The 24934-nt window shown below is 66.9% G+C and carries 28 protein-coding genes; 10 read left to right on the top strand and 18 right to left on the bottom strand.

Annotated elements, in window-relative coordinates:
- Positions 1-129 precede the first annotated feature (129 nt).
- Positions 130-1572, top strand: coding sequence for a S1C family serine protease (locus O6P37_RS14095; protein WP_269894657.1), 1443 nt, complete (start codon positions 130-132; stop codon positions 1570-1572).
- A gap of 45 nt (positions 1573-1617) precedes the next feature.
- Here the strand turns inward: O6P37_RS14095 and O6P37_RS14090 are convergent, their stop codons facing one another.
- The 7 genes from O6P37_RS14090 to O6P37_RS14060 form a co-directional block, all read right to left on the bottom strand.
- Entirely contained in the window at positions 1618-1905 is a 288-nt protein-coding gene (locus O6P37_RS14090; RefSeq protein ID WP_269894656.1) for a hypothetical protein, read from the bottom strand.
- 160 nt (positions 1906-2065) lie between these two features.
- The gene (locus O6P37_RS14085; protein ID WP_269894655.1) at positions 2066-2323 is read right to left on the bottom strand and encodes a hypothetical protein; all 258 of its coding nucleotides are present in this window, start codon (positions 2321-2323) and stop codon (positions 2066-2068) included.
- Positions 2324-2447: 124 nt separating this feature from the next.
- The gene (locus tag O6P37_RS14080) at positions 2448-3299 is read right to left on the bottom strand and encodes an SDR family oxidoreductase (RefSeq protein ID WP_269894654.1); all 852 of its coding nucleotides are present in this window, start codon (positions 3297-3299) and stop codon (positions 2448-2450) included.
- Positions 3300-3451: 152 nt separating this feature from the next.
- A complete protein-coding gene (locus O6P37_RS14075; RefSeq protein ID WP_269894653.1) occupies positions 3452-3724 on the bottom strand; it encodes a WGxxGxxG family protein in 273 nt (90 codons plus the stop codon).
- Between the two features lie 211 nt (positions 3725-3935).
- Positions 3936-4952, bottom strand: a complete 1017-nt coding sequence (locus O6P37_RS14070; RefSeq protein ID WP_269894652.1) for an LLM class flavin-dependent oxidoreductase — start codon at positions 4950-4952, stop codon at positions 3936-3938.
- Positions 4949-5425, bottom strand: a complete 477-nt coding sequence (locus O6P37_RS14065; protein WP_332909790.1) for an SRPBCC family protein — start codon at positions 5423-5425, stop codon at positions 4949-4951. The genes O6P37_RS14070 and O6P37_RS14065 overlap by 4 nt, the downstream gene beginning before the upstream one ends.
- Positions 5426-5503: 78 nt before the next feature.
- Entirely contained in the window at positions 5504-6151 is a 648-nt protein-coding gene (locus O6P37_RS14060) for a maleylpyruvate isomerase family mycothiol-dependent enzyme (RefSeq protein WP_269894650.1), read from the bottom strand.
- A 285-nt stretch (positions 6152-6436) separates the two neighbouring features.
- Between O6P37_RS14060 and O6P37_RS14055 the strand changes: the two genes are divergently transcribed.
- The gene (locus O6P37_RS14055) at positions 6437-6901 is read left to right on the top strand and encodes a nuclear transport factor 2 family protein (protein ID WP_269894766.1); all 465 of its coding nucleotides are present in this window, start codon (positions 6437-6439) and stop codon (positions 6899-6901) included.
- Between the two features lie 91 nt (positions 6902-6992).
- Here O6P37_RS14055 and O6P37_RS14050 read toward each other — a convergent pair whose 3' ends face one another.
- From O6P37_RS14050 to O6P37_RS14040, 3 genes are all read right to left on the bottom strand, one after another.
- Entirely contained in the window at positions 6993-7853 is an 861-nt protein-coding gene (locus O6P37_RS14050; RefSeq protein ID WP_269894649.1) for a lysophospholipid acyltransferase family protein, read from the bottom strand.
- A gap of 58 nt (positions 7854-7911) precedes the next feature.
- The gene (locus O6P37_RS14045) at positions 7912-8595 is read right to left on the bottom strand and encodes an ANTAR domain-containing protein (RefSeq protein WP_269894648.1); all 684 of its coding nucleotides are present in this window, start codon (positions 8593-8595) and stop codon (positions 7912-7914) included.
- An 88-nt stretch (positions 8596-8683) separates the two neighbouring features.
- A complete protein-coding gene (locus O6P37_RS14040) occupies positions 8684-9385 on the bottom strand; it encodes a stage II sporulation protein M (protein ID WP_269894647.1) in 702 nt (233 codons plus the stop codon).
- Between the two features lie 251 nt (positions 9386-9636).
- Between O6P37_RS14040 and O6P37_RS14035 the strand changes: the two genes are divergently transcribed.
- The 5 genes from O6P37_RS14035 (at position 9637) to O6P37_RS14015 (ending at position 13671) form a co-directional block, all read left to right on the top strand.
- Complete coding sequence (locus O6P37_RS14035) at positions 9637-10203, top strand: TetR/AcrR family transcriptional regulator (RefSeq protein WP_269894646.1); 567 nt, start codon at positions 9637-9639, stop codon at positions 10201-10203.
- 393 nt (positions 10204-10596) lie between these two features.
- Positions 10597-11541, top strand: a complete 945-nt coding sequence (locus tag O6P37_RS14030; protein WP_269894645.1) for a DUF5996 family protein — start codon at positions 10597-10599, stop codon at positions 11539-11541.
- Positions 11542-11598: 57 nt separating this feature from the next.
- The gene (locus tag O6P37_RS14025; protein WP_269894644.1) at positions 11599-12456 is read left to right on the top strand and encodes a helix-turn-helix domain-containing protein; all 858 of its coding nucleotides are present in this window, start codon (positions 11599-11601) and stop codon (positions 12454-12456) included.
- A 20-nt stretch (positions 12457-12476) separates the two neighbouring features.
- The gene (locus O6P37_RS14020) at positions 12477-12848 is read left to right on the top strand and encodes a cupin domain-containing protein (protein WP_269894643.1); all 372 of its coding nucleotides are present in this window, start codon (positions 12477-12479) and stop codon (positions 12846-12848) included.
- Positions 12849-12855: 7 nt separating this feature from the next.
- Positions 12856-13671 (top strand): SDR family NAD(P)-dependent oxidoreductase, encoded by an 816-nt coding sequence (locus tag O6P37_RS14015; RefSeq protein ID WP_269894642.1) that lies wholly within the window; start codon positions 12856-12858, stop codon positions 13669-13671.
- Between the two features lie 329 nt (positions 13672-14000).
- Here the strand turns inward: O6P37_RS14015 and O6P37_RS14010 are convergent, their stop codons facing one another.
- The 3 genes from O6P37_RS14010 to O6P37_RS14000 are packed head-to-tail and all read right to left on the bottom strand — an operon-like array spanning position 14001 to position 17657.
- Complete coding sequence (locus O6P37_RS14010) at positions 14001-14288, bottom strand: ferredoxin (protein ID WP_269894641.1); 288 nt, start codon at positions 14286-14288, stop codon at positions 14001-14003.
- Positions 14282-15478, bottom strand: a complete 1197-nt coding sequence (locus tag O6P37_RS14005) for a cytochrome P450 (RefSeq protein ID WP_408633170.1) — start codon at positions 15476-15478, stop codon at positions 14282-14284. The genes O6P37_RS14010 and O6P37_RS14005 overlap by 7 nt, the downstream gene beginning before the upstream one ends.
- The gene (locus tag O6P37_RS14000; RefSeq protein WP_269894639.1) at positions 15468-17657 is read right to left on the bottom strand and encodes an MFS transporter; all 2190 of its coding nucleotides are present in this window, start codon (positions 17655-17657) and stop codon (positions 15468-15470) included. Before O6P37_RS14000 ends, O6P37_RS14005 begins: the two co-directional genes overlap by 11 nt.
- A 67-nt stretch (positions 17658-17724) precedes the next feature.
- Here O6P37_RS14000 and O6P37_RS13995 point away from each other — a divergent pair, with 67 nt between their 5' ends.
- Positions 17725-18279 carry a TetR/AcrR family transcriptional regulator gene (locus O6P37_RS13995; RefSeq protein WP_269894638.1) on the top strand — a complete coding sequence of 185 codons (555 nt, stop codon included), beginning with the start codon at positions 17725-17727 and terminating at the stop codon, positions 18277-18279.
- Positions 18280-18288: 9 nt separating this feature from the next.
- Here O6P37_RS13995 and O6P37_RS13990 read toward each other — a convergent pair whose 3' ends face one another.
- Together O6P37_RS13990 and O6P37_RS13985 are read right to left on the bottom strand one after the other, a co-directional pair.
- The gene (locus O6P37_RS13990) at positions 18289-19290 is read right to left on the bottom strand and encodes an AraC family transcriptional regulator (protein ID WP_269894637.1); all 1002 of its coding nucleotides are present in this window, start codon (positions 19288-19290) and stop codon (positions 18289-18291) included.
- Positions 19287-20222 (bottom strand): SDR family NAD(P)-dependent oxidoreductase, encoded by a 936-nt coding sequence (locus O6P37_RS13985; RefSeq protein ID WP_269894636.1) that lies wholly within the window; start codon positions 20220-20222, stop codon positions 19287-19289. Before O6P37_RS13985 ends, O6P37_RS13990 begins: the two co-directional genes overlap by 4 nt.
- A gap of 198 nt (positions 20223-20420) precedes the next feature.
- On the opposite strand from O6P37_RS13985, the gene O6P37_RS13980 reads away from it, so the two are divergent.
- Positions 20421-20834, top strand: a complete 414-nt coding sequence (locus O6P37_RS13980; RefSeq protein WP_269894635.1) for a nuclear transport factor 2 family protein — start codon at positions 20421-20423, stop codon at positions 20832-20834.
- Positions 20835-20883: 49 nt separating this feature from the next.
- Positions 20884-21375: an ester cyclase gene (locus O6P37_RS13975; protein WP_269894634.1), complete on the top strand. Its 492-nt coding sequence runs from the start codon at positions 20884-20886 to the stop codon at positions 21373-21375.
- Between the two features lie 64 nt (positions 21376-21439).
- Here O6P37_RS13975 and O6P37_RS13970 read toward each other — a convergent pair whose 3' ends face one another.
- From O6P37_RS13970 to O6P37_RS13960, 3 genes are read right to left on the bottom strand one after another with little or no spacing between them, the layout of a single operon-like run.
- A complete protein-coding gene (locus tag O6P37_RS13970) occupies positions 21440-21889 on the bottom strand; it encodes an SRPBCC family protein (protein ID WP_269894633.1) in 450 nt (149 codons plus the stop codon).
- 26 nt (positions 21890-21915) lie between these two features.
- On the bottom strand, positions 21916-22233 hold the full coding sequence (locus tag O6P37_RS13965; RefSeq protein ID WP_269894632.1) for an STAS domain-containing protein: 318 nt from the start codon (positions 22231-22233) through the stop codon (positions 21916-21918).
- Complete coding sequence (locus O6P37_RS13960; protein WP_269894631.1) at positions 22233-24788, bottom strand: SpoIIE family protein phosphatase; 2556 nt, start codon at positions 24786-24788, stop codon at positions 22233-22235. The genes O6P37_RS13965 and O6P37_RS13960 overlap by 1 nt, the downstream gene beginning before the upstream one ends.
- Positions 24789-24934 lie beyond the last annotated feature (146 nt).

Raw genomic sequence — 24934 nt, 5'->3', positions numbered from 1 at the left:
CAGCGCAGAGTCCGCAATATTCCTTAACAAGATTGACGCCGTCGGCCCGCCGCCGAACTGCATGTCCGGGCCAGGACCGCGACGTCGGTAGGCTGGGCTGCGCCGCGTCAGGAAGAAGGTGAAGCACGCGTGACCGATGAGGACCAGTCCGCCGCGAACGGCCCGACGGCGCGCTCCGGCTCGCCTTCTGAGCCCGATTCGGCCACCCGACGGGTGTTCGGGCGGCCCGACGGGGTCGAGGGCGCATTCGCAGGTCCGGACCGGACGCCTCCCGACGGCCCCGATACCCCGACGAACCAGTCGCCCGAGCCGGTGCTGGCCGCCGCGTTCGGACGCGCCGAAGCCGATGACGGCCGGTCCGACGATGCATCCGAGGCGGTGGCGGTCCAGCCTGCGTACGACGAGGCCACTCCCGCTGCCGCACCGCCGCCCCCACCGGCTCCGCCGGAGGTCCGCGGGCCCAAGCTCGGTGTTCGGGACCTGTTGTTCAGCGGACAGGTGTCGCGGTTCGCGCTGGTCGTCGTCGCCGTCCTGGCGATTCTTTCCGGACTGCTCGGAGGCTGGATCGGCAGCAAGACGACGTCGGTCATCGAGGCGTTCACCACCCCCAAGGTCGAGCTGTCCCAGAGCGACCCCGACGAGGCACCCGAGGGTCGCTTCGCGCGGGTGGCCGCCGCGGTCGCCGATTCCGTGGTGACCATCGAGGCGATGGGCGACTCGCGGGGATCCCAGGGCTCAGGAGTGGTCGTCGACGGCCGCGGCTACATCATCACCAACAGCCACGTCGTCGCCGAGGCCGCCCGCAAGCCCAAGGAAACCAAGCTGACGGTGATCTTCAACGACGGCAAGACGGTGCCGGCGAACCTCGTCGGCCACGACCCCGACACCGACCTGGCAGTGCTGAAGGTCGACAACGTCGACAATCTGACCGTCGCGCGGCTGGGCAATTCAGACGCCCTGCGGGTGGGTCAGGAAGTCATCGCCGCCGGTGCGCCGCTCGGTCTGCGCAGCACCGACACCCAGGGCATCATCAGCGCGCTGGATCGTGCCGTGGCGGTGCCGCGGGACGAGTCCGGCGACGAGTCCACGGTGATCGCCGCCGTGCAGACCGACGCGTCGATCAACCAGGGCAACTCCGGCGGACCGCTGATCAACATGGACGGCGAGGTGATCGGCATCAACTCCGCCGCGAAATCGCCGTCGGGCAGCTCCAGCGGTCTCGGCTTCGCCATCCCGGTCAACGAGGTCGCGCGCGTCGCCTCGGCGCTGATGCGCGACGGCTTCATCGCCCACCCCACCATCGGGGTCGAAGCCAAGACGGTCGGCGACGAGGCCGAGGGCGGCGCTCAGATCCAGAAGGTGAAGTCCGGCAGCGCTGCGGAGCGGGCCGGGGTCAAGCAGAACGACATCGCCGTCAAGCTCGGCGATCGCGAGATCACCGACCTGAACTCGTTCATCGTCGCCGTGCGCCAGCTCGAGGTCGGCAAGGACGCCCCGCTCGAGGTGCTTCGTGACGGCAAGCCCGTGACCTTGACGATCGCTCCTGACGCGGGCGAACCCTCGACGAACTGACGATGGCCGCCTCGCTCGTGAGCGAGGCGGCCATCTTCGGGCCTGCTAGCGGCCCCAATGTCCCGGGTAGTGCGGGAGACGAACGTCATCCCAGTGACCCGGCGGGACCCCGTTGAAGGGGCCGGGCAGCTTCTTGAACTGGCCCGGCGGGATACCCGTCACCTGGCCGATGTGTCCCGGAGGCGCCTTGAAATCCACGTGCGGGATACCGGGGACCGGCACCCAGTAGTCGTCGTGTTCGGCCTGAGCCATGCCTGCGCCGAGCCCCAGCGCGGTGACGCCCATGGCGCCCGCAGCGATCGAGGTGACTGCGATTTTCTTGAATTTCTGCATGTTTCTTCCTTTCCTTCGCGCGAAGCCGTGTCGTGAAGACAACGCACGCGTTGTGCAGGAACGCGGTCCACCACCGCATCGGGTGGTACTGACCCTGTCGTTACCCCCCACACTGTCTATCGCCCTGCCACCCGGGGGCGTTAACAGTGCCCGCCGCCGATCAGCTGGTGATCTTGCGGCAGTCCTCTTCGATGAGGGTCGCGATCACGCCTCCACCACCTTCGATGCCGTATTCGGCCCGCCGGCTGTCGACACAGTCTTCGTATGCCATCGTGTTCGAGCACTGAACCAGCGAGAAGCCGAGCAGGCCCACCACCGCGATGACGGATATCAGGAGGATGAGCCGTCCGGCCGTGGTCAGCGCCATGAAGTACTCGTGGATCTGCCTCAGGACGCCCGGTCGGTCCGCGTCTGCCATGCCCACCCCCTCGCCGCGACGAATGCTACCGGCGGCGGCGGGCTCGCCTGGTTCGGCGTTGACTTTGTCTTCAGATCGCCGATATCGCAGATTTCGCGATCTGAGCGCAAAGTCAGTGACAAAGCTACGTCGACACCTGGCCAAATGCGGCGTTCCGCCTGGCCCGCTCGGTCATCGAGGCGATCACGCCGCCGTCGTTGAGGATGTCGGTGCCGGTGAGGTAGCCCGCCCTGTCGCTCACACAGAAGGCCAGAAGTTCCGCCATCTCCTCCGCGGTGCCCCAGCGCGGGACGGCGGCGTCGGTGACCATTGCGCCGGCGCCGGCCTTCTCCTCGAGCCTGCCCATCTCGGTGTCGACCGAACCCGGCGACACCGAGACGATGCGCAGCCCGCGGCCGTTGAACCGTTCGGCCTGCGCGGCGCTGTACCACTTGACGAAGCTCTTGCTCAGCGCATAGGCCAGTCCGGACCGCGCCTCCTCGGGCGCGATGCTGCACGCCGTCGCCATCTCGGCCAGGAACGCGTCCCGGTCGGCGACCGCCAGCGGGAAGTGTCCGCTGGGAATCAGGCTGTCGGGCAACATGTGTGCGGCCATCGACGCCACGTTGACGATCGCGGCGCCCTCACCGGCGACGCCGAAGAAGGCCTCGTTGACGTTGACCGTGCCGATCGCGTTCGTCGTCATGACGTAGTCGGCGTCGCCCATGCTGGGGCTCACGCCCGCCGTGTGCACCACCGAGGCGATCGGACCTAAATCGGTCGCGGTCTTCAGCAGCGCCGCCACCGCGTCCGCATCGGTGACGTCGCAGTGCACCGCGGTCGCGGTGATGCCGAGGTCGTCGAGCGCGGCGGTCGCAGCATCGAGGCGGTCGTCGCGGACGTCGCAGAGGACGATGCGGTGCTGCCGTCCGAGGAGCTTGGCCGTGGCCAGGCCCATGCCGCCGGCGCCGCCCGTGATCACCGAGACTGGTTCCATATCAGCGACGGTAACCGTGCCGACCCACCGCGTCGGTCACCAGGTCGTCTTCGCAGCGTTGCAAGCTCTCACCAAGTTTGTGTCGCAACGCCTTTCGCTAACGAGACGGCGCCCCCGCCGGTGCTGCACCGGCGGGGGCGACCAACCCCTTGTTATGCGCGCGGATTCCCGGGGCCCGCCACGGTTCCCCGCGTGGCCGGGTAGTCGGCGTCCTTGCGGCGCTTGAGGCCCGCGAGCCCGATCAGGCCGAGCAGTCCCGCCAGGCCCCACAGACCGGTGTTGTCGCCGTCCTCTTCCTCGGCCTGCTGCGCCACCGTGGTGGTGGTTGCGGGTGCCGGTGAGTTCAGTTCAGTTGCCTGGGCGACGCCGGCCCCCCCGAACAGAAGGGTCAAAGTGGTGGTGCCGATGACGATCGTCCTGCGCATGTGCGTACTCCTCCAGTTGTTGTGATGGTGGAGCCGTATGACCCCGAGCGTGCTGCTCGTCCCCCCGGCTCGCAGACCCATTGATTCCCCGCCGACGGGCAGCGAAACCTCTGATTTTCAGATTCGCGCGCCGAGCAGCAAAATGCCCAGCTCAGGGCTTCGAATTAATGTCTCTTGGCGTTAAATACCTAGTACAGCTAAGCCGCTCGGCTCACACGATCGGCATCAGACGTGTCAGTGTGGACAACTGATGTTCGTGGTCGCCGTCGAGTTTGACCAGCAGGGTGGTGATGGACGCTTCGCGGTATGCGGCGATGCGCTCGGCGATCGCCTCCGGCGTTCCGAGCAGATTGGTGAGGCGGCCGAGGTCGATGGGGACGGCGGCGCGGGCTTCGTCGTGTCGCCCTGCCTGCCAGAGATCGACGACGCGGGCGACCTCGCGTTCGTAGCCGAGGCGGTTGAAAGCGTCGTTGTAGAAGTTGCGGCCGCGGTCTCCCATGGCGCCGATGGTGAATGCGTAGCCGTCGGCGTGGCGGCGGGCGGCGGCTTCGGCTGCCGATGTGTCGCTGTGGAATTCGAGGGCGACCGGTGCCACGAGGTCGATGTCGCTGAGCGCGCGGCCCGCAGCGTCCGCGCCCTCCCGCAGCGGCCCGAGGAAGACATCGGCGGCTTCGGGGATGAAGGCGTTGCCGAGCCAGCCGTCAGCGACCTCACCGGTCAAACGAAGGTTCCTCGGGCCCATGGCGGCGATGTAGACGGGGACGTGGCGAGGCGCCACGAGTGGCCGCAGAGCGGCGCCGCTGCTGTTGGGCAGCGGCAGGGGGTAGATCTCACCGGGGTGTTCCAAGCGATCGCCGCGACTGATGATCCGGAGGATTTCGATTGTCTCGCGGGTGGTTTGGACGGGCTTGTGAAACCGGACGCCGTGCCATCCCTCCATGACCCGCGGCCCGGAGGTTCCGACACCGAGCATGAATCGGCCCGCAGACAGTTCCTGCAGGCTCAGCGCCGACGTGGCCAGCAGTGCGGGACTGCGCGAACCGAGCTGGACGACGAAGGTGCCCAGTCCGATGCGTTCGGTGTGCGCGGCAAGGTAGGCCAGTCCGGTGAGGGCGTCGTATCCCCACACTTCGGGCACCCATAGGGAGTCCACGCCGAGCTGCTCGACCTCGGCCGCGAATTCCGCGGCGCCCGGCAAGCGGGGCTCGACGGCGAGGCCGATCTTCATGGGCTGTCGGTCGCAGAGCCGACTTGTTCGGCGAGCCAGGCGAGGTTGGCACTCATGTTCTGCTGCCATTCCTCCAGTCGGCGGGCGACGATCCTGGCTTCTTTGTCCGGCGTGGCGAGGATGGCGAAGGTCAGCCCCGAAGGACCCGGACCCATCCTCGCCCACTGGCGCACGATGGCGCCCCGGCTGGAAGGCTCGACTTCGAAGCCCCACGTGGCAGTGACGCCCTCGGCGCCGTGGACGTTCCAGGTCCAGCGCCGGCCCGGCTCGACTTCGGCGACTTCACAGGTGGTCTGCCAGTCGCCGAGGGCGTCGTGCTGGCTGCGGCCGCGGAAGCGAGCTCCGACTTCGACGTGATCGGCGCCGTTGAGCCACTCGACGTGCTTGAGTTCAGCCGACATGTGCAACGGCAGTTCGATGTCGGTGACGTATTGCCATGCGGTCCCGGGGTCGCAGGACACCACCTGCGTCACTTCCACAGTGGGCTGATCGCGGTATCGCATCATGCATCCTTCATCGGCATCCCCGATGCTACCTCCGGCCTCCTTCGGTCAGGCGAGACGTGACCGCAGAGTGGAGACGCCGGCTCCGGTCACGTTGTCGAATGCCACGGTGCGTCCGCATATCGCCATCATCACCGCGACACCGGGCCCTCGGACCGCAGCGCCCTCACCCCAGGTTCGGCCGGTGTCCTCGTCGTGAAGGGCGATACCGCGAAGGCGACGCCGGGGAAAGAAGCCGATCTGCGTTGGTCCCGTCAGGAAATCGATGGCGCGGGCCACCAGCAGAGGATCTGGTTGATGCTCGATGCCCAAGGGGATGCGCATGTCACCACCGTGCACCAAGACATCGGCCAGACCCGACATCGGCCCGGCCACGGGTGGGCTCAGCGGATGATCGGCCTCTCGTTCGAGGGTCTGTGCGATGTCGACGGCCGAGGCACGCGCTCGACGACGAGCCAGCGCGTCGATCCCGCGGTCGATGCTGCCGTGGCGAACGCCACTGATCAAGAACCCACGGAAGCCGTCCTTGAAATCGCTGACGAGATGCGCAGCAACCGTTTTCACATCCCAACCGGCACACAGACTGGGGGTGGCCAGCTGTTCGGCATCGAGGCCGTGAAGAAGTTCGGCGATGGACCGGCGCTCGTCGGCAACCGCCGCGAGTACCTGCTCACGTTCACCTCGGCTCAGGCGCACATCTGCAGACTATCGGGCCACGGCCGCGCGGCGAAGCGGCGGAAGCCGGACGAAGACGAAAATCAGTTGCCCGATTGATCTCACGTGCGTTGACTGCCATGGATGGAGGAGGGGGAAAGGCTGTCGTTGGGCTGGGAGGCGCTGCGCGCCGATGCGCTCAGCAGCGTCTGGGGTCGGCACACGTATCGCGTCCGTGTGGAGGGTTGCCCGCCGTGGGTGCTGCGCGCGGAGCTCAGGCCTCAGCGTGACAGGCGCCGCGTAGATCCGGTGTCAAACTCTAGGTCGATGAGACCCCCACTACCTCCGTTCGACCGCGAGAGCGCCGTCCAGAAGGTGCGCAGTGCTGAAAACGGTTGGAACACACGAAATCCTCACCTGGTCGCCGAGGCATACTCGGCAGCAAGCCGATGGCGCAACCGTTCGACCTTCCTACGCGGTCGTGAGCAGATCGTCGAATTCTTGACGTCGAAGTGGGCCGCGGAACTCGAATACCGTCTGATCAAGGAACTCTGGGCGTACGACGGCGACCGGATCGCGGTCAGGTTCGCCTACGAATACCACGATGCGACAGGTCAATGGTTCCGCGCCTACGGCAATGAGAACTGGGAGTTCGACCCCGACGGCCTGATGAGGACGCGGCACGCGAGCATCAACGATCTGCCCATCACGAACGATGATCGCAAGTTCCACTGGCCGCTTCTCGGCCCTCGACCGGAAGACCACCCCGGCCTCAGCGATCTGGGGCTCTGACCGGCTAGCAGGAAACGGAGTACCCAAGAAGCCGTCGTTGCCGCACTCGCGAGCCGACCCCGGAGGCAGATTGGGGCTTGATCGCCATCGTTCAGCCGAACAGTGGTAGCGCCCGCTTGCGCGCCAGCGCCGCCATGCCGCGCTGAATGCTGTCCTCCACCTCGTGGTACTTCTGCTCGACGTAGTCGTCATCCTCGGCGCGGGCCGGATCGTGATCGACCTCCACGGCGGGCATCAATCGGGTGCGGATCTTCGCCGGCAGCGGCAGCTGAGGCAGGGCCGCGGGCGCGATACCCCATGGCAAGGACACCGCTACCGGAAACACCTTGAGGCGCAACAATTTGTCCAAACGTAGCGCCCGCGACAGGCCATCGCCGCGAATCAGCACCGGCATGGCATCGGCCCCGCCGACTGTCGCGATCGGCACGATCCGCACTCCTGCCTTGATCGCCATCCGGACGAACCCGGCCCGGCCCGCCAGATTCGCGACGTCACGCTCGGTCCACGGCCGCAGCGAATCCACCTCGCCGCCGGGCCACACCGCTACGTCGCGACCCTCGGCCAGTGCGGTGGCCATCGAGTCGGGCGCGGCGGGTAGCACCCCCATCGCGCGGAAGTACCGGCCGATCACCGGTATCGCCATCAGTGCGTCGTGGGCAGTTCCGTGCAGTGGTCGCTCCTGACCGAAGCGGCGCCACCACTGGACCCCGACGGTCCAGGCATCCCAGACGAACGGGGCGCCCGAGTGGATGCCCACGAGCAGCACCGGCGGGTCGGGCAGGTTCTCCCAGCCGTCGAACTCCATCCGGAACCAGTGATCCACAAGGAAGTTCCACAGGTACTTCTGGCGCTGCATGGTGGCCTCGTCCTGGCCACCCAAGTCCCACTGACCTGCGCGCTCGCTGAGCCAGCCGCTGATTACTCCGTCGTCGCCGCTGCGCCGCTCGGCCATCTTGCGGCGGGCCTGCTCAGCATGTTGCTGGGCCTGTTCACGGATGGCGTCGGTGCCGTCATTCGCGAGAGTCGATGACCTGCTGCGCGATGTCGGCGAGCCTCACATTGCTCTCCTGGGAGAGCCGGCGCATCATCTCGAAGGCCGCCACGTCGTCGAGCTTGTAACGCTCCATGATGATGCCCTTGGCCTGACCGATCCGGTCCCGGGTCGACAACGCGGACCGCAGCTGTTCGCTCTGCCGGTTGGCGAGAATCGCGGCGGCCGCGTGGGCGGCGAGGATGGTCCCGATGGTCTCCGTCTCGGTGGTCCAGGCGTGTGGACGGAAGCTGAACAGGTTCAGAGCGCCGGCGGTGCGGTCGGCGGTGTACAGCTTGAAGGACAGGCCGCTGAGGATGCCGAGGTCCACGCACGCCGGTGCGTACTGCGGCCACCGTGTCTCGTTGCGGAAGTCATCGGTGCGCACGATGACGTCGTCGAGTGCGGCCTGCACGCAGGGACCCTCGTCGAACGTCATCTGCAGCTCGTGAAGTTTGTCCGCGAACTCGCTGTTCGCCGGCAGTGTTTCGAAGGTGTGGCCTTTGCCGATGAGCAGCGTCGCTGCGACATCGACATCGGGAATCAGCTCAATGGCCGCGCCGGCAACCCCCGCAAGCACTGCCTCGATCCCGCTCGGGCCGGCCAGCGCGCGTGCCAGCTCGGCCATCCGTCCTGCCAGGCCGGGGTTCGAGGAAAGCATCATTGCTGGCAGTCTCCTCTACTTTGCGACGTTCAGGTGGGCGAATGGCGCCTGTTGGAGTACCGCATCTGCCCGGGCGGCAACGCTGGCTTCACAACAACCACTGAGCCAAGGGATGTACGAAGTATCTCAGCGAAAACGCTTCGTATACCGCGCCGATGATGAGCAGGATGGCGGCAGGTAGAGACAGCCAACCGAGCTGTCGCAGACCTTCGACGTAGCCTTCCCGCCGCTTCTGGACACCAGCGGTTGCCGGACGGATCCAGCACTTGCCCAGCAGGTACACGCCGAGCAGGACGAGGATGTAAGCCTGGAACTCGATGATCAACGTCAGGGAGTGGGGAATGAGAGCCACCCAGCCGATGTCACTCGCGGGGACGAGGGTCACCCCCGTCGAGGCGGCCCAGTAGGCGAACAGTGCGATGCCGGCGAACGGCACGATCATCGACGGCAGAACGATCGTCAGCACGCACATCTTGACGGTGTTCACCGCAAGAATCACGAGTGCGAACAGCCAGGGAGTGGCGATGAGCGATTGCACCAACTCGGCTGTGCCGTCGTCCTCCAGTCGCGTCTGCTGTACCTCACTGAGCGCAGGGAACAGAAGCCCGGCACCGAAGCCGGCGAGGAACAGTCCGTACATACACGCATTCATGGCGAAATAGGCGCGGGTGTTCTCGCGGATGATGCGCAACGGCTGCCAGCCAGACAGCCGGCGTGTCGTGTCGGGACGCCCTTTCGAAGTACGTGCGTCGGTCGCGCGCAAAGCGTTGGCGCGCTCGGAATCTGCCATTCCGGTCCTTCCCGGCGAGTCGGAGGCGGCCGAGCGCACCGCCGACGACGGCTCGGCGAGCGACCCCGATTGGTCGCGCGGTCCGGTCGCCCTCTGAGCTCTCCCATAAAGCGTTGCAAGACAACAGGTTTTGTGACTGAGGGGACCCACACACCCGCGGGCCACGGCGTGTAACAATACGGTCCGGTCCGTTTCGCGTCAATACGGACCGTTGCGTATTGAGACCACGGGCAAATCGCTAGGGTTTCGACATGCCCGCGAATCGCAACGAAAACTCTCGTCGCGCCATCCTCGAGGCGTCCATCGCGATGATCGCCGAACTGGGGTACGACAACATCTCGATCGAGGCGATCGCCAGGCGGGCCTGCGTGAGCAAGCAGACGATCTACCGGTGGTGGCCCTCCAAGGGTGCGGTGGTCCTCGAAGCTGCGACTCAGAGTCTTGATCCGGTGGTCGCGTTCCCCGACACCGGGGATCTCGTCGCCGATCTCCGGACACAGCTGACTGGGATCGTGGAGGTGATCGCGACGACGGGGTTCGGACCGGCATACCGAGGCCTGATCGCCGCCGGCCAGTCCGACCCCGATCTGTTGCATGCCCTCTTCGACCAGATCATCGAACCCAACGTCAAGGCGTTCAGCGCACGAATCGCCTTAGCCCAGGAGCGCGGCGAGATACGAGCCGACACTGACGTGGAAACCCTGCGCGAAGTGCTCTACGGCGTCATCGAATACCGGCTGTTCCACGCGATGCCGATCGAGCCCAGCCACATCGACGCCCTGCTGAAGATCGCCTTCCATGGTGTTCGCCTGCGGTAGTGGACAGTTGACTCTCCACGCTGCCAAATCGCGCCCCGCGGTGTTCCCGTACACCCGTACACAACGGACCGTATTGACGCGAACCGGACCGGACCGTATTGTTATCTTCCGCAGCCCTTGAACGGCTGGGCGCTCTCATTGCACTGAACGTACTGTCCCTCAACGCTTTACGTATTCACGAGGAGCTGCTCATCGACCACCAGCCGTGCGCCGCGGTCCCGGCATCTGATGCCCTGGACGCCATCATCGACTTCGTGACGAGAACGGTGAAGCGCAGCATTGCCGCCGGACTTCGTGTTCGGTGAAGTCGACAGCCCATACGCCGACACCGCGTTGGCCGGACTCTGGCGACACCGGGCACCTGTTCGGTTCACAACATCGAGGGAGGTTCGAATGACAGACGTCCGATCGGGTGAGGGTTGGCCGGCATTACGCGTCGACGACTGGGAACCGACGCGCCGATCGCTGCACATGTGGACCCAGATCGTGGGCAAGGTGCGGCTGGCCCACGCGCCACTGCTCAACCACTGGTGGCAGGTGCCGCTGTACGTGTCGCCGCGAGGGTTGACGACGTCGGCGATCCCCTTGGGCACCGACTCCTTCGACATGGAGTTCGACTTCGTCGACCATGCCCTCGCGGTGCGGGTGAGTGATGGCGGCGCCGCCACCATCGATCTGCAGGACACCTCCGTGGCGCGGTTCCACCAAGCGGTGCTGGACACGCTCGGCAGTCTCGGTATCGACGCGAACATCTCGAACGCGCCCAACGAAGTGGATCCCGCCGTCCCGTTCGCCGAGGACACGCACGCCGGCTACGACCCCGCCGCTGCCAACGCATTCTGGCGACAGCTGGTGCAGGCCGACCGGGTGATCGGCCGGTTCCGTGCCCGGTTCATCGGCAAGGTCAGTCCCGTGCACTTCTTCTGGGGTTCCTTCGACCTGGCATGCACGCGGTTCTCCGGTGGCCTGGCTCCCCGGCATCCCGGAGGCGCGCCGAACTGCGGCGACTGGGTGATGGAAGAGGGGTACTCGCACGAGCTGAGTAGTTGCGGCTTCTGGCCCGGCGGCGCGGCCGAAGGAGCGTTCTACTCCTACGCCTATCCCGAACCGGCGGGGTTCGCCGACGCCTCAGACAAGCCCGCCGGTGTCTTCTACGACGCCGGCCTGCGGCAGTACCTGTTGCCGTACGAGGTCGCGCGCAAAGCGAAGGACCCCGACGGGGCGGTGATGGACTTCCTCGAGTTCACCTACGGCGCGGCCGCCGATTTGATGGGATGGGACCGCGGCGCCCTCGAAACCGACCCGAACCGCTGGACACACAAAGCCCGACCTTCGTGACGGCCTGAGCGGCGTACTTCGAGAAGGCGTCAACCGTCCGCAGATTAGTGTGGAGCGATGAAGCCCCGTTCGCTGCAGCACGGCGCGGCGCCACGGTGGGACGTCGTGCAGCCGGTGCGGCGGGTTCGCCCCAACGGCGTCAGCATCACCGGGTTCCGGAACCAGGGCGCAGGTGCGATCGATCTGCCGCTGATCCCATATCCCGCAATAACGGTGATCTTGGAGTGCGGCGACGGGTCGCTCACTGTGAACGGCGGCACGGATCGATCGCAGCGCGGGAGCTTGGTGTCCGGACTCCACACCGGAGCGATGCGTATGAGCGGCACCAACATCGAGTGCGTCGAGGTACGCCTCTCCCCCGTCGTCGCATACCGCGTGCTCGGTGTTCCGCTCGTAGAGATGGCTGGAGGCGTCGTGCCCGCCGACGCTGTCTGGGGCCGTGCCGCAGATCGAGTCCGACAGCAACTGGGCGACGCCCCTACGTGGGACGACCGCTTCGCCGCGACCGAGGCGCTGCTCACCCGCCATGGTCGAGACCGGCCATCGGTCGATCGGGAGGTGGCCTGGGCCTGGGATCAGCTCATCGTCAGCCGGGGTGGCCTGCGCGTGGAACATCTTGCCGAGAGCATCGGCTGGAGCCGTAAACGGCTGTGGTCCCGGTTCCGGTCGCAGATCGGCCTCCCGCCGAAGCATGCAGTTCGACTTTTCCGCTTCAGTCATGCAGCTCAAGGGCTGGCCGCGGGTGACAATGCAGCGCAGGTCGCCGCCGACTGCGGGTTTGCCGACCAGTCTCATCTGCACCGCGAGGTGCTCGCCTTCACCGGAATGACCCCCACCTCCTTGGCCGGTGCGCCGGAGCTGGTCCTCGAGGACACCACCCGCGCAGAGGGAACATTCGTACAAGACCCGCGCTGAAGACTCGGAGATGGTGGGGCATGCAGAAATACGACCCCGTCGCCCTGTCCGAGACGCTGTCACCCTTCGACTTCCGGGAAGTCGCGCCGTTCAATGGCGCGGCATTCGGCATGTACTACGGCGACCACCTCGCGCAGGCGGACTGGGAACTACACCCCGACACAGACGAGCTGCTGATGGTGCTGCGCGGCAGCGTCACTGTCGAGATACTCGTCGGTGCCGACCGGCAACGCATCCCGCTCGAGGCCGGACAGTTCGTCATCGTGCCGAAAGGGCACTGGCATCGGCATGTCGATGTACGGGAGGTGGTCGAGCTCTTCTTCACCCCGGGAGCGACCGTGGAATCCACGGACGACCCCCGTCTCGCGTCTTCCAACCGAGCCGATGCCTGATTCGCCGATGCGCGACAACGGATTTACGCCAGTGGACCTGGCTGGGGCGCGCGTGCTGCTGACCGGCGCCACAGGGGGAATCGGGCAGGCGCTGGCGACGGAGTTCGCCGCGCGCGGAAGCCGAGTAATTCTCACCGGACGGCGCGCCGATGTCCTCGAGCCGCTGGCTGACCACATTGGTGGGCGTGCTGTCCCGGCCGACTTGACCGACCGCGCCGCGGTCGAGCACCTGATGCGTGCCGTCGGCGAAATCGACGTACTGATCGCCAACGCCGCACTGCCGGCGACGGGTTTCCTGTCCGACTACTCCGTCGACCAAGTCGACCGGGTACTCGACGTCAACCTGCGCGCAGTGATCGTTCTGGCCAAGTGGGCCGCCGAACGCATGGTTGCGCGACGCCGCGGTCACATGGTCTTCGTCTCGTCCCTGTCGGGCAAGACAGCTTCGTCACAGGCGTCGCTGTACAACGCAACAAAGTTCGGGATGCGCGGCTTCGCCCTCGCGCTTCGCGCCGACATGCGCCCGCACAATGTCGGCGTGTCGACGATTTTTCCCGGTTACATCAGCGACGCAGGCATGTTCGCTGATTCCGGCGCGACACTGCCACGCGGCATCGCTACCCGGTCACCACTCGACGTAGCCCGGGCTGCGGTTCGTGCCATTGAAGACAACCGCGCCGAGGTGGACGTCGCGCCGCGGGGCCTCCGGACCGTCGCACTTCTCGGCGGCGCGATTCCCGACCTGGCCGCCGCCCTGCAACGCCGCCTCGGCGCTGATCGGATCACCGCACAGCTCGCGGAGGGCCAGCGCAGCAAGCGGTGAGCGGCGGTCGAACCTCACCAGCCACGTACTGGCAGACCATGTCTAGGGCCGGTGATCAGTCGTAGCCTGGATGGGTGTCCAGCAGAGACGACGTGGACCACTGGCCGAATGTGTTGCGGTCCCCGTCCGGAACCCCCAACAGTTCACTGATCACGGTCACCGGAAGGGGCAGACAGAGAGCGCGCTGAAAGCGCGCACCACGACCGATCGCACCCGAGCGTGCTCACGGCCATCCATCATCGAGATCGAGTCGTGATTGCCCGGCTCGGCAAGCGCGGCGCGAGAAAACCTCGGGTCGGTCAGGAGTTGACGAATGTCACTGTGGCGGGTCAGCAGCCAGGTCGCCTGGCCATCGACGTCGAACCGGTGAGCCGGGGCGGTGTTTCAGGCGCAGGTTCGGCGGAGAGCATCAGTGCGCCAGACGGACAACAGGCGACGGCGCGCCGCACGGCGGCGAGGTGAGCTTCGGCTGGTGCCTGCGTGCGCAGATCCACTAAGCCGGTGCCGTCATCCTGATCGAAGACATCAGGGGCGGTGGTGGCGCACATGCCTGCACCGATGCACACCTCGGTGTCGGCATGTAACCGGAAGACGTTGTGGGACAGGCGGGCTACCACGTGACGGGGAGGGCGTGAACACCGTATACGGCGTGGTTGCGCCGGTAGGCGACGTCGTCGAAAGGTACCCCCAACGCCAGATTCGGGAAGCGTCGCAGCAGCGCGGGGAAGGCGATGCGCATCTCGGCTCGAGCCAGCGGTGCTCCCAGGCAGTGGTGCACGCCGTGCCCGAACGCGACGTGTCCGGGCGCGCCGCGACGCACGTCGAGCCGGTCGGCATCAGTGACGAAGTCCGGGTCGCGATTAGCGGCGGGAAGGTAGACGACCACGTGTTCGCCCGAGGGAATGATGTGGTTGCCAATGGTGACCTCACGGGTCGTGATGCGTTCGACGCCGCTGGGCACGATCGACAGCCAGCGCATCAGTTCTTCGACTGCGGGCTCGATCAGAGCGGGATCGTCGCGCAGCGCGGCGAGCTGGTCGGGGTGGCGCAGCAGGGCGAGCGTCCCCAACCCCAGCATATTGGCGGTGGTTTCGTGCCCGGCGATGAGCAGCAGTGAGCCGATGCCGACGAGTTCGTCGTCCGAGAGGTCCGCGCCATGACTGCGTACCAGTGCGCCCAGTAGGTCGTCGCCGGGATCGGCTTGCGCCATGGCGACGAGTCCGGCCATGTAACGACGCTGTTCTCGGTCGACCTGCAGTTGTTCGGCGGAACTCAGGGTCGAGTCCACCATCGCTTGCGCCCGCTGCTGGAATTCGTCGCGATCGTGGTAGGGCACACCGAGCAACTCGCAGATGACCAACGATGGCACCGGCAGCGCGAAATGAGCCACCAGGTCGGCGGGCTGGGGTTGAGCTGCCAGGTCGTCGAGGAATCCGTCGACTATTTGGGTGATGCGCGATTCGAGCGCGGCGATGCGGCGGGCGGTGAAGGCGGAGATGAGCATGCGGCGCAGCCGGGTGTGCTCGGGTGGGTTCATCTCGAGCAGGTTGCCGGCTCGCATCGCGGCAGCCTCCTCGTCGCTGACCGGGCCGTAGTCGGCTGAGACAACCGCGAAGTCGGCGCTGTTGGCGAGAACGGCGCGCGCGTGCTCGTGATTGGTGATGACGTACGCCGGCTTGGGGGCGGACGAGAACATCACAGAGACCCGAGTCAGCACACCCTCATCGCGGGCTTTGGTCAAATCCGCATCGGGGTCGAACACGTTGTGGCGCTGCAGAATAATCGGTAACTCGGTGCTATCGGTCATCGTTGAGGTCCTCTCGATCGTCGGATTGAGGTCGGGCGAGCATCGTGGTGGTCGTCAGCTCGAGGAGGAGGTCGGTCTCCCCTGCGACTTCGCACACCTCGGCCAGGTGCACGATCGCGTCGCGATCGCCGTGTCGAACCGCTTCGGCGGCCAGGCGGCGGGCATCGGTCCAACGCTGCGCACCGGCCAATGCGAGAGCGGTCATCGTCAACGCGGTGGGAGCGTTGTGACGGGCCGCCTCGCGGGCCAGCCGTTCGGCGTCGTCCCATTGCCGACGTTGCGCCCACACTGCTGTCAGCGCGGTCAGCGCCGAGCCGGGTCGCGGGGACTTCACGGCAAGCATCTCGGCGTGCACCCAGTCGTGCCGGGTGGCGGTGCGCCGGTCGACGAACGCCGCCAGGGCGGCGGGTTCGCCGCGGGCGGCTGCGGCCCGGGTGCCGGCGCGGTCGAAGTGGCGCGCCTGCGCGATCTTGACCCCGGTGACCGAGGCTTCGAGCATGCCGCCGACGTCGGCTCCGACGACCGGTCTCGCGATCGCCGCGGCGGTGCGACCGGCCGCCGCGCGTAGTGCGGACAACCTGATTCGGCCGGTGGCGGTTTCACTCGGCCGCACCGGGTCCTGGCGGTCGAGCGGCGGCGGTGTGGCCGCCGGAATGAGGCGCCACGAGACGACGGCGGCGGCCACGAGCAGCGCGGCGGTCACCGCTGAGGTCATCTGCATCGCGGTCACGAAAGCCTCCCGGCTCGCGGTGACAATCGGTTCGCGCAGGCTTGCTGATGCGTCACTGGCCGCGGTCATGGCCGAGGCGATGGATTCGCGGGCGCGTTCGGCGAGGTCGTCGGCGAGGCCGGTGGGGAGGGTGAGATGGCCGCGGTAGAGCGCGGTGTGCAACGAGCCCAGGAGGGCGATGCCGAGTGCCGCGCCCAATTCGTACCCGGTTTCCGACACCGCTGCCGCTGCTCCTGCCCGTTCGGCCGGTACGGCGGACACGACGGCATCGGTGGTGACCGTCAAGGCCAACCCGACACCGAACCCGGTCACCGCCAGGCCGGCGGCCAGCCACCCGTACCCGGGCACGACCTCCGCCGCCGCGACCGTGGCCACCCCGGCCGCTGCGCACGCCAAGCCCGCGCCGATGACCCGCCCGCGACCCAAGCGCGCCACCAGCCAGCCGGCCAGGAACGCGGTGAACAGGCTCGCCAACGTCATCGGTGACTGCGCGACGCCAGCGGCAAGGGGCCGCAAACCGCGCACCAATTGCAGGTACTGCGACAGGTAGAAAAGCAATCCGCTCAGCGCGAAGATGGCGAGCACGTTGGCCGCCACCGCGCCCGAGAAGGCCTTCGACCGGAACAGTCCCAGATCGAGGAGCGGAGCCGCGGCACGGCGCTGCCGAGCGACGAACAACGAGCCACACACGGTCGCGAAGGCCGCCGCCACGACCACGGTGACGTCGAGGCCCTCGCTGGCGAGGAGCTTGATCGCGTAGACCGCGGGAATGATCGTGGCCACCGACAACACGGCGCCCAGGACGTCCAACGGCGCGGACTGCGGCGACCGCGACTCCGGCAACAACCAGGCTCCGGTGACCAGGAGCAGCACCATCACCGGCAGGTTGATCACGAACACCGAACCCCACCAGAAGTGTTGCAGTAGAGCGCCGCCCACCAGTGGTCCGGCGGCGGCGCCAGCAGTCGCCGCGCCGCCCCACACCGCGATCGCGGTGGTGCGCTGGCGCGCGTCCGGGAACATCGTCCGAATCAACGACAACGTCGACGGCATCAACGTCGCGCCGGCCACGCCCAACAGGGCGCGCGCCGCGATCAACCAGGCTGCCGTCGGTGCGATCGCTGCGAGCAGTGACGCCGCCCCGAATCCCGCCGCTCCGATCAGCAGCAGTCGTTTCCGGCCGATCCGGTCTCCCAGGTTGCCCATCGTGACCAGCAGCCCGGCCAGCGCAAAGGAGTACACGTCGACGATCCACAGCAGCTGCGTGGCCGAGGGGTCGAGATCTTCGGCCAGCGACGGGACCGCAAGCGAAAGCACCGTGGCGTCGACGGCCAACAGGACCACCGCGAGTACCAGGACGGCCAACCCGAGCCACTCCTTGCGGCCAGCGGTCCTCGCCTCCCCGTGATCGTCGGTTCGGCCGTCCATCGACCGCTCCACACCTGCCATGCCGTTAACATACCGTCCAGACGGTCGGCTAGCCACCTTCGATGGGTATGCTCGGGAAGTGACTACGGTGCAGCGCGATGCGATACGCACTCGCCGCGCCCTGTTGGAAGCGGCGGAGCGTGCGCTGATGGCTCACGGCCCCCAGGTGAGCCTCGAGGTCGTCGCCCGGGACGCAGGTGTCTCCAAAGGTGGTCTGCTACATCATTTTCGCAGCCGGGAAGCGCTGCTGCGCGCGCTGTGCGAGCACTGGATCCAGCAGTACGACGACGCCGTCGCCAGACACCTCGAACCAGACGACGGCCGGCCGGGCCGATTCTGCCGCGCGCACATCAGGGCCTCGTTCGATCCGTCGATCGGCGACGGACCATGGCGGAACGTCGCGGTGCAGTCAGCTCTTCTGGCCATCCCCGGCCTCTTCGAACACGCCCGCATCAACGGTCGCCGGTGGGAAACCGAGATGGCCGGCGACGGACTGCACCCGCAACGGGTGCTCCTCATCGCGCGCGCACTCGACGGCGACTCGATGACCGAAGTCTTCGACGCAGAACCCGACCATGACACGCGCCATGAGCTTCGAGACCTGTTGCTTGCCCTCACCGAACGCAATGAGCCCTTGGTCTGAGCAGCACCGTCATCCGGTCGCGGCGACCCTGACTCCGAGCGGGGTGCGCCCTGTCCTGCGACTGAAGGCGCGGTGGAAGGAGTTCGGGTCGTCGTAGCCCAGGAGGAATGCGATCTCGGTCAACGACAGTGCGGACTGGGTGAGGTAATGGCGAGCCAGGTCTTCGCGGACCTCAGCGAGGATTACTTGGAACGTCGTGCCTTCCTCGCCGAGGCGGCGCTGCAGCGTGCGGGTGCTGATGCCGAGGTAGCGTGCGACGCCGTGCGTCGTTCCGGCACCGGCGGGCAGTAGTTCGACCAGGATGGCGCGAACCTTGGTGCCGAGCGCGGCGTCGGCCGCGAGATCATCGAGGCGTCGGCGCAGCTCGGGTTCGAAGAACTCCCACATACCCGCGTTGGCGGTCAGGAACGGCCGGGAGGCGTCGAGGCGGGAGAACCGGATGAGGGTGGTGTCGCCCCGCTCCACCCGTGTGCGCAGCCAGTCCTCGACTGCTGCGAGGTTGCGCGGCGGCTGCGGCAGCACGACACGCGCAGGTACGACGCGGGTGCGGGTGCCGATCCGGGCCAGGGCCGCGAAAAAGGCGACTTCGACGGCGGGCAGCACAGCCGGTGGGGAATTGCCTGCGGGCCAGCAGAACTCGAGGCTGACACCGTCGGCATCTGCCTCGATCCACAGGCGAATCGGCCCGAGCAGACGTTTGTGCACGGCGATGCGTTCGGCTGCGACCTGCAAATTGGGACTGCACATCGCCGCGAAGATCGGCGGGTCGAAGACCTCGGGGCTCAGCGTGCCGGCGATCGTCGTCGCCAGCTCCCGATCACCCACGAGTTGATCCAGAGCATCGAACAGTGCGTAGTACTGAGGCGGGGTCAGCGCCGCATCCTCACGGCCCAGCAGGTCTCCGGGTAACCCCGCCGCGTCGAGCAGGTCGGCCGCCCGCACGCCGAGGTCGGCGAGAAGTACCCGCACGAACGGCAGCGACAGGCGAAACGGCGCGACGAGAGTGCTCATGCTCCGACGACGGCGCCCACGTCGACTCGGAGACCAGTCTCACTCTCGGCCGCGCGCCACAACGCGTCGATGGCGGCATTGCTGCCGGGCCGTACCAGTGGCTTGCGAACCGGCGGGCCGTTCGTGCCCCACAGCGGCCCGTAGAACCCGCCACCTGGTGCATCCGGATCGACGGCTGCCCGCAACTGACTGAGCGCGCCGCGGTCGGTCGACATGCCGATCACCTTGACCAGTCTCTCGGAGACAGTGCCGAGTAGTCCGGCGCTGCCGTGGGCCTGTGTGGTGGTCTGCAGGTCGGAGTTCGTCAGGCCCGGCTGGGCGGACAGTGCCTTCGCGTCGATGCCCGCGTCGTCGAATTGCCTCTGAAGGCCGACCGCCAGGTGGCGCATCGCGAGCTTGGTCTGGCCGTACATGCGCCACTCGTCGAAGTTCTCGCGCATGTGGGGGTCGGCGGGATCGACGGCGCGACCGGTGTGCTGCGCAGTGCTCGACAGGGTCACCACTCGTGCGCCGGGTGTGGCGACCAGCACGGGCAGCAGGTGCGAGATCAGCGCCCAGTGACCGAGGACGTTGATGCCCATCTGGGTGTCGAAGCCATCCACCGTCGTCCCCTGAGGAAGCGCCATCACACCGGCGTTGCACATGAGGATGTCGATGCGGTCGTGCGCGGCGGCGATCGCCTTTGCCGCGGCCGCGACAGAGGCGAGCGAACCGAGATCCAGGTCGACGATCTCGAGTGACGCGTCCGGGTGCTCAGTGATGATCTCTGCGTGTGCGTCGGCTGCCTTGGCCTTGTTGCGGACCGCCATCACCACGTGGGCGCCGGCACCGGCGAGGGCCTTGGCGGAGGCGAGTCCGAGCCCGCCGTTGGCTCCGGTGACGACGGCGACCCTGCCGTGCAGATCGGGGATCTTCTTCGTTGACCAGCTCATGGGTGCCCCTCGTGTCGTGATGCTCAGTGATTCCAAAGCTACGACAACGGAGTCGGCCTTGTGCTCGCAAAGCGCGCCAACTGACTCGCACTTCGCGCCGCCACTGTCGACGCTTCACTGCGGTGCGATGCGCCGGCAGGCAGTAGTTGGCAGCAGATTGCAGTGACACCACACGGGTCATTCGAGCAGGCTCACGGCATGGACACGTGCCCGCCAGGACATCCCTTCGTCGCGAAATTCGCCGACTTCTGGGACGCGCCGTCCCCAGCGCGACTGCCCGAACTGCTGCACCCGGATGTCGTGCTTCGCCAACCGCTAGCACGGTCAACGGTCGGGATCACCCGAGCCCAACGCCAATTCGAGCGCTTCTGCCGCTGCCTGCCCGGTCTGCACGCGCGCATCGATCACTGGGTCGCCGACGGTGATCGGGTCTTCATCGAATTCACTCTGCACGCCGACTTCGGCCGGGACACCCTCACCTGGCCGACCGTGAACCGGCTCGTCCTTCGCGATGGGAAGGCCATCGAGCGCGTGACCTACTTCGACCCGCTCGCCGTGCTGCCGACGTTGCTGCGACACCCCTCGGTGTGGCGGCAATGGCTCACCCGCTGAAAACGCTCGTCGCTCGATGACGCGTACCGCCAACTGAACGGAGAAGACCATGCATGAAGACCTGGTGTCAGCAGAGTCGGTTCGCGACCTGGTCGGCCGCTACGCCGAAGCGAAATGTCATCAAGACACCGAGGCGGCATTGCGGCTGTGCACCCATGACTTTCTTCTCCACACCGAAGCGGTGCACAACACCACGGTGGGGAAACGCAACGTCGGCCGCCTCCTCGACACCTTCTTCGGCATCTTTCCCAACTACCACGTCACCCTCGAGGACAGCGTTCTCACTGGCTACGGCTACACATGCTGGGGAACGTTGCGCATGACCATGCACGGACGCATAGGTCCTTGGCCTGCAACTCACCGCACCGCGACACTGCCGTTCGTCTGCGTATTCACGATCAGAGACGGGCTGATCGCAAGCGAGCACTTCTTCTTCGACCGCTACGCCATGTGCGATGCCCTGGGCCTTCCCGCGGCGAGGTTCGAGCGCCTCTCCCAGATCGTGGCCCTCCTACCGCAGCGGCTGCGGTCCGCCTTCTGAGCCGAGAACACGGGCGCAGGTTGCGCGATGTGGATGCGCCACGACGAGACCGTCGGCTCGAGGATCACTGCGTACGGTCGAGGAGTTCACCCAGCTGTGTCAGGGCGCGCCGCCACATTCGTTCCATCCCGTTGCGTGCCATCTTCTGTCGTCGGTCGTTGATGTCGAATCCGCTGTGCGTGAGCAGTAATCGGGTGCCGCGACCCTCACGGTGGACGGCCCAGTCCACAACCCAACGCGCCGGGCGAGTGGCGCGCAGATCAACCCAACTCAGCACCAACTGCTCACCCGGACGCAGCTGCAGGACCTCGCAGGCGATCTCACCGGGAGGCTGGGTAGGCACCATGAAGACGAAGTGGGTTCCTTCCGCGGCGGCTGCCATCCCGGTGGACGGCATCAGCCATTGCTCGACCACCTTGGGATCGGTCAAGGCGCGCCACACCAGATCGGGTTCGTGCGGGTAGAACCTGCCGATCTCCACCGCTGTCGGATCAAGCTCGGGGTCGGTCGTCACGACTAACAACTCCTGATCGAAAGCCCTCAGGCCGGCGGCGCGGCCTCCACAGGGACCAGTTCGGTGAGCCCGGTCATGGCGAGGGTGGACATCAAAAGCTGCGGGGCGATGACGTGGATCTGCTCACCGCGAACGAACAGCGCATTGATCGCGGCGCTGTCCAGATACTCCAGTGCGCTGAGGTCCACGATCAGCCGTTCATCATCTTGCTCGAGGGTGGCGGTCGCTGCGGAGAGCGCCTGATCGAAGTCGTCGATGTTGCTCAGGTCGATCTCGCCTGCGGCTCTGAGCACCAGCCTGCCGTCGTCACGGCGAGCGGTGTCGAGCGTGAGAAGCGTTGGCATCAGGCAATCCTCGCTTTCAGGTGAACGGTCGTTCCGGAGGCGTGGGTGTCGATGGTGACGTGGTGCATCAGCGACCGCATCAAGGCGGTGCCCCTCCCCCGAAGGGAATTCGTCGGGAGCGGCGCCTTCCAGGTGCCGGTGTCAGAGACGGTGATCTGCACTCCGTCACCGATCGCGGTCGCGTTCAGGGTGATGACTCCGTCCGGGTCAGCGCGATGACCGTGTTCGACGGCGTTTGCGACAGCTTCTCCCACGGCGACAAGCACTTTCATCGCCTGTTCCGGATCGGCGTAGACCTTGTTCAACCACTCCCGCAGTGCAATCCGGGCCGGGGCGAGGTTTTCGGCGTGGGCGGGGAAGGTCAGGTCGAGCGGCGCGGGATGGCGGTAGAGGAGCAGGACGACGTCATCCTGGTAGCCGCTGGGTGGCTCGAGACACGACATGGATTGGCCGACCAGCTCATCCAGTTTCGCGTCGCGTCGCTCGGAGATCAGGTCGGCGAGGCGGCCGATGCCCTCCTCCAGCGCGACGCGCCGGCGTTCGACGAGGCCGTCGGTGTAGAGCGCCAGTGTGGCGCCCGACGACATCGTCACCCGGCCCTCCGGCCGCGGCCAATCAGCCCTCATCCCCAACGCGATGGTGTGGGCGTCGTCGAGCATGCGGATGGTTCCGTCGGCGTGAACGAGGATGGGCGGCGGGTGCCCTGCACTGGAGTAGACCAGCTCACCGGTAGCGGGGTCGAGCACCACGCACACAGCGGTGGAACATCGAGCACCGGGCAGTCGCGCAGCGAAACGATCAAGCCCGATGAGGGCGGCAGCCGGGCTGGGATGATCGAAAAGCAGTGCACGACAGGCGCTTCGCACCTGTCCCATCACGGTGGCCGCAGTGAGCCCGTGGCCGACGCAGTCGCCGACCACCAACGCGATGCGTCCGTCGTCGAGGTCGACGATGTCATACCAGTCACCGCCGACCTGCAGCGGCGGGCTGGCGGCCTGATAGCAAGCGGCGAACCCGTCCGGCAGCTCAGCCGGACCGAGGATCGCATGTTGCAGCGCCAGTGCGGTTTCGCGCTGCTGGTCGACCTGATGCACACGCTGCAAGCCCTGACCCAGTCGGCCGGCCAGTACGGTGAGCAGTGTCTGGTCCTCCAGGGTGAACGACCGCGCTTCGCTGAGATCGATCCAGACCACCAGGACGCCGTCGGGGTGCTGCAACGCGATCGCGGCCGTGCCCGGTTGCACGACATTGGCCGTCAAGAGGTCGCCGTCGCGCAAGGCAGTGAGCGCCTGGCGGGTGTCGCCGGGAAGGTCGGCCCACTGCGCCGACTCGCCGACCGCCACCACCTGCGGACCTGTGTCGTTGCCCCGCGCCGGGGAACGGTGGTCGGAGAACGTCACGGCCAGCACGCGCCGTGCCCGCCACAGCCGCCGGAGTTCCTCCGCGGCCGCCTGCACTGCTTGGTCGACGGTATTCGCGAGGGCCAGCTCCTGGTTGAGCGCATGCTCACGACCAGCCGCAAGCGCCAGGGCGATGGCGGCGTGCCGGGCGAAGTCGCTGACCAGCACGAGGTAGTCGTCGTCGAAGGGGGGCTGATGAGGACGACGCGCGACGGCGATGACACCGAGGACCGCGTCGTCGGAGACGAGCGGCATGACGATGGCCGAGCGCTCACCCACGTCGGTGAAGCCTTCGATGGGGTACTGGAACGAATCGGTGATGAGCGGCAAGCCGCGACGGGCCACGCCGCCTGTGGTGGAGGCGTCCATGGGCACCTGCTGACCGATCACCTCCGTGGCGTAACGGCCTGCGGTCGCGGCCACCACCAGGGTGTCGACTTCGTGAGCGGGCACATCGGGTTCCTTGGGAACCAGCAGGATCGCCTGCTCGGCATCGGCCAGCTCGAGTGCCCGGTTCACGATCAATTGCAGTGGGCCCATCTGTGGATCACCGGACAGCAACGCACTGGTGATCTCCCGGCTCGCCCTGGTCCACCTCGCCGACTCGCGTTCGCGCTCGAACAGTCGCGCATTGTCGATGGCGGCGGCTGCGGCCGTGGCCAACGCGCGCACCGCGCTCTCCTGCATGTCCGAGAACACCCGGCCGGGCCGGTCGTCAGCCAGGTACAGGTTGCCGAACGCGGCCCCCCGCACCGTGATCGGTGTGGCGAGGAGCGCCCGGATCGGCAGCGCTCCGGCCAACTCCATGTGCTCTGCGAGGTCGTCGATGCGTAGGCCGTCGCCCACCGGGATGTCGCCGAGTCGGCGCGTGGCGGCCTCGGGCATCCCGGCGTCCACGAAAGACATCAGGGAGCCGTCGGTCGCCCGAACACCCAGTGCTGCGTACCGGGCGCCGGTCAGTGTCAGCGCCCCGTTGACGATCCGTTCCAATGTCACCTTGAGATCGAGATCGGAGCTGATCTCGACGATGACCCGCACCAGTTGTTCCATCTGATCCCGGACGGCGACCAACTCGTCGAGCTGCTCGTGCATTCGCGTGACGAGCTCGCGGCGGCCCGGCCAGGTGAACGCCGATTCCCCATCGGCACCGGTCATGGAACGAAGCTACCCCGCTACTTCAGCAACCTCCTACCGTTCGCGGCTCCGCCCCCAAGCATGGGCCGCGCCGGTGACCGTCATGCAGTTGCCAAGGTCCGCGCAGAGCTTCGTGGAGGTCCCGCTGATCTTGGGTGATTCGTCAC

Source organism: Mycobacterium hippophais (assembly GCF_027529605.1).
Classification (GTDB): Bacteria; Actinomycetota; Actinomycetes; order Mycobacteriales; family Mycobacteriaceae; genus Mycobacterium; species Mycobacterium arseniciresistens.
This window is presented reverse-complemented; position numbering and strand designations above follow the sequence as displayed.

Excerpts from the sequence above, each read along its gene's own strand:
- O6P37_RS14005 (WP_408633170.1), bottom strand. The coding sequence starts at position 15,478 with ATGACCGATAGCACCGAGTTACCGATTATTCTGCAGCGCCACAACGTG.
- O6P37_RS14035 (WP_269894646.1), top strand. The coding sequence starts at position 9,637 with ATGCCCGCGAATCGCAACGAAAACTCTCGTCGCGCCATCCTCGAGGCG.
- O6P37_RS13965 (WP_269894632.1), bottom strand. The coding sequence starts at position 22,233 with ATGCCAACGCTTCTCACGCTCGACACCGCTCGCCGTGACGACGGCAGG.
- O6P37_RS14080 (WP_269894654.1), bottom strand. The coding sequence starts at position 3,299 with ATGGAACCAGTCTCGGTGATCACGGGCGGCGCCGGCGGCATGGGCCTG.
- O6P37_RS13960 (WP_269894631.1), bottom strand. The coding sequence starts at position 24,788 with ATGACCGGTGCCGATGGGGAATCGGCGTTCACCTGGCCGGGCCGCCGC.
- O6P37_RS14030 (WP_269894645.1), top strand. The coding sequence starts at position 10,597 with ATGACAGACGTCCGATCGGGTGAGGGTTGGCCGGCATTACGCGTCGAC.
- O6P37_RS14075 (WP_269894653.1), bottom strand. The coding sequence starts at position 3,724 with ATGCGCAGGACGATCGTCATCGGCACCACCACTTTGACCCTTCTGTTC.
- O6P37_RS14045 (WP_269894648.1), bottom strand. The coding sequence starts at position 8,595 with ATGATGCTTTCCTCGAACCCCGGCCTGGCAGGACGGATGGCCGAGCTG.
- O6P37_RS14070 (WP_269894652.1), bottom strand. The coding sequence starts at position 4,952 with ATGAAGATCGGCCTCGCCGTCGAGCCCCGCTTGCCGGGCGCCGCGGAA.
- O6P37_RS13980 (WP_269894635.1), top strand. The coding sequence starts at position 20,421 with ATGGACACGTGCCCGCCAGGACATCCCTTCGTCGCGAAATTCGCCGAC.
- O6P37_RS13985 (WP_269894636.1), bottom strand. The coding sequence starts at position 20,222 with ATGAGCTGGTCAACGAAGAAGATCCCCGATCTGCACGGCAGGGTCGCC.
- O6P37_RS14085 (WP_269894655.1), bottom strand. The coding sequence starts at position 2,323 with ATGGCAGACGCGGACCGACCGGGCGTCCTGAGGCAGATCCACGAGTAC.
- O6P37_RS14020 (WP_269894643.1), top strand. The coding sequence starts at position 12,477 with ATGCAGAAATACGACCCCGTCGCCCTGTCCGAGACGCTGTCACCCTTC.
- O6P37_RS13975 (WP_269894634.1), top strand. The coding sequence starts at position 20,884 with ATGCATGAAGACCTGGTGTCAGCAGAGTCGGTTCGCGACCTGGTCGGC.
- O6P37_RS14040 (WP_269894647.1), bottom strand. The coding sequence starts at position 9,385 with ATGGCAGATTCCGAGCGCGCCAACGCTTTGCGCGCGACCGACGCACGT.
- O6P37_RS14090 (WP_269894656.1), bottom strand. The coding sequence starts at position 1,905 with ATGCAGAAATTCAAGAAAATCGCAGTCACCTCGATCGCTGCGGGCGCC.
- O6P37_RS13990 (WP_269894637.1), bottom strand. The coding sequence starts at position 19,290 with ATGAGCACTCTCGTCGCGCCGTTTCGCCTGTCGCTGCCGTTCGTGCGG.
- O6P37_RS14025 (WP_269894644.1), top strand. The coding sequence starts at position 11,599 with ATGAAGCCCCGTTCGCTGCAGCACGGCGCGGCGCCACGGTGGGACGTC.
- O6P37_RS14000 (WP_269894639.1), bottom strand. The coding sequence starts at position 17,657 with ATGGCAGGTGTGGAGCGGTCGATGGACGGCCGAACCGACGATCACGGG.
- O6P37_RS14015 (WP_269894642.1), top strand. The coding sequence starts at position 12,856 with ATGCGCGACAACGGATTTACGCCAGTGGACCTGGCTGGGGCGCGCGTG.
- O6P37_RS14050 (WP_269894649.1), bottom strand. The coding sequence starts at position 7,853 with ATGGCCGAGCGGCGCAGCGGCGACGACGGAGTAATCAGCGGCTGGCTC.
- O6P37_RS14055 (WP_269894766.1), top strand. The coding sequence starts at position 6,437 with ATGAGACCCCCACTACCTCCGTTCGACCGCGAGAGCGCCGTCCAGAAG.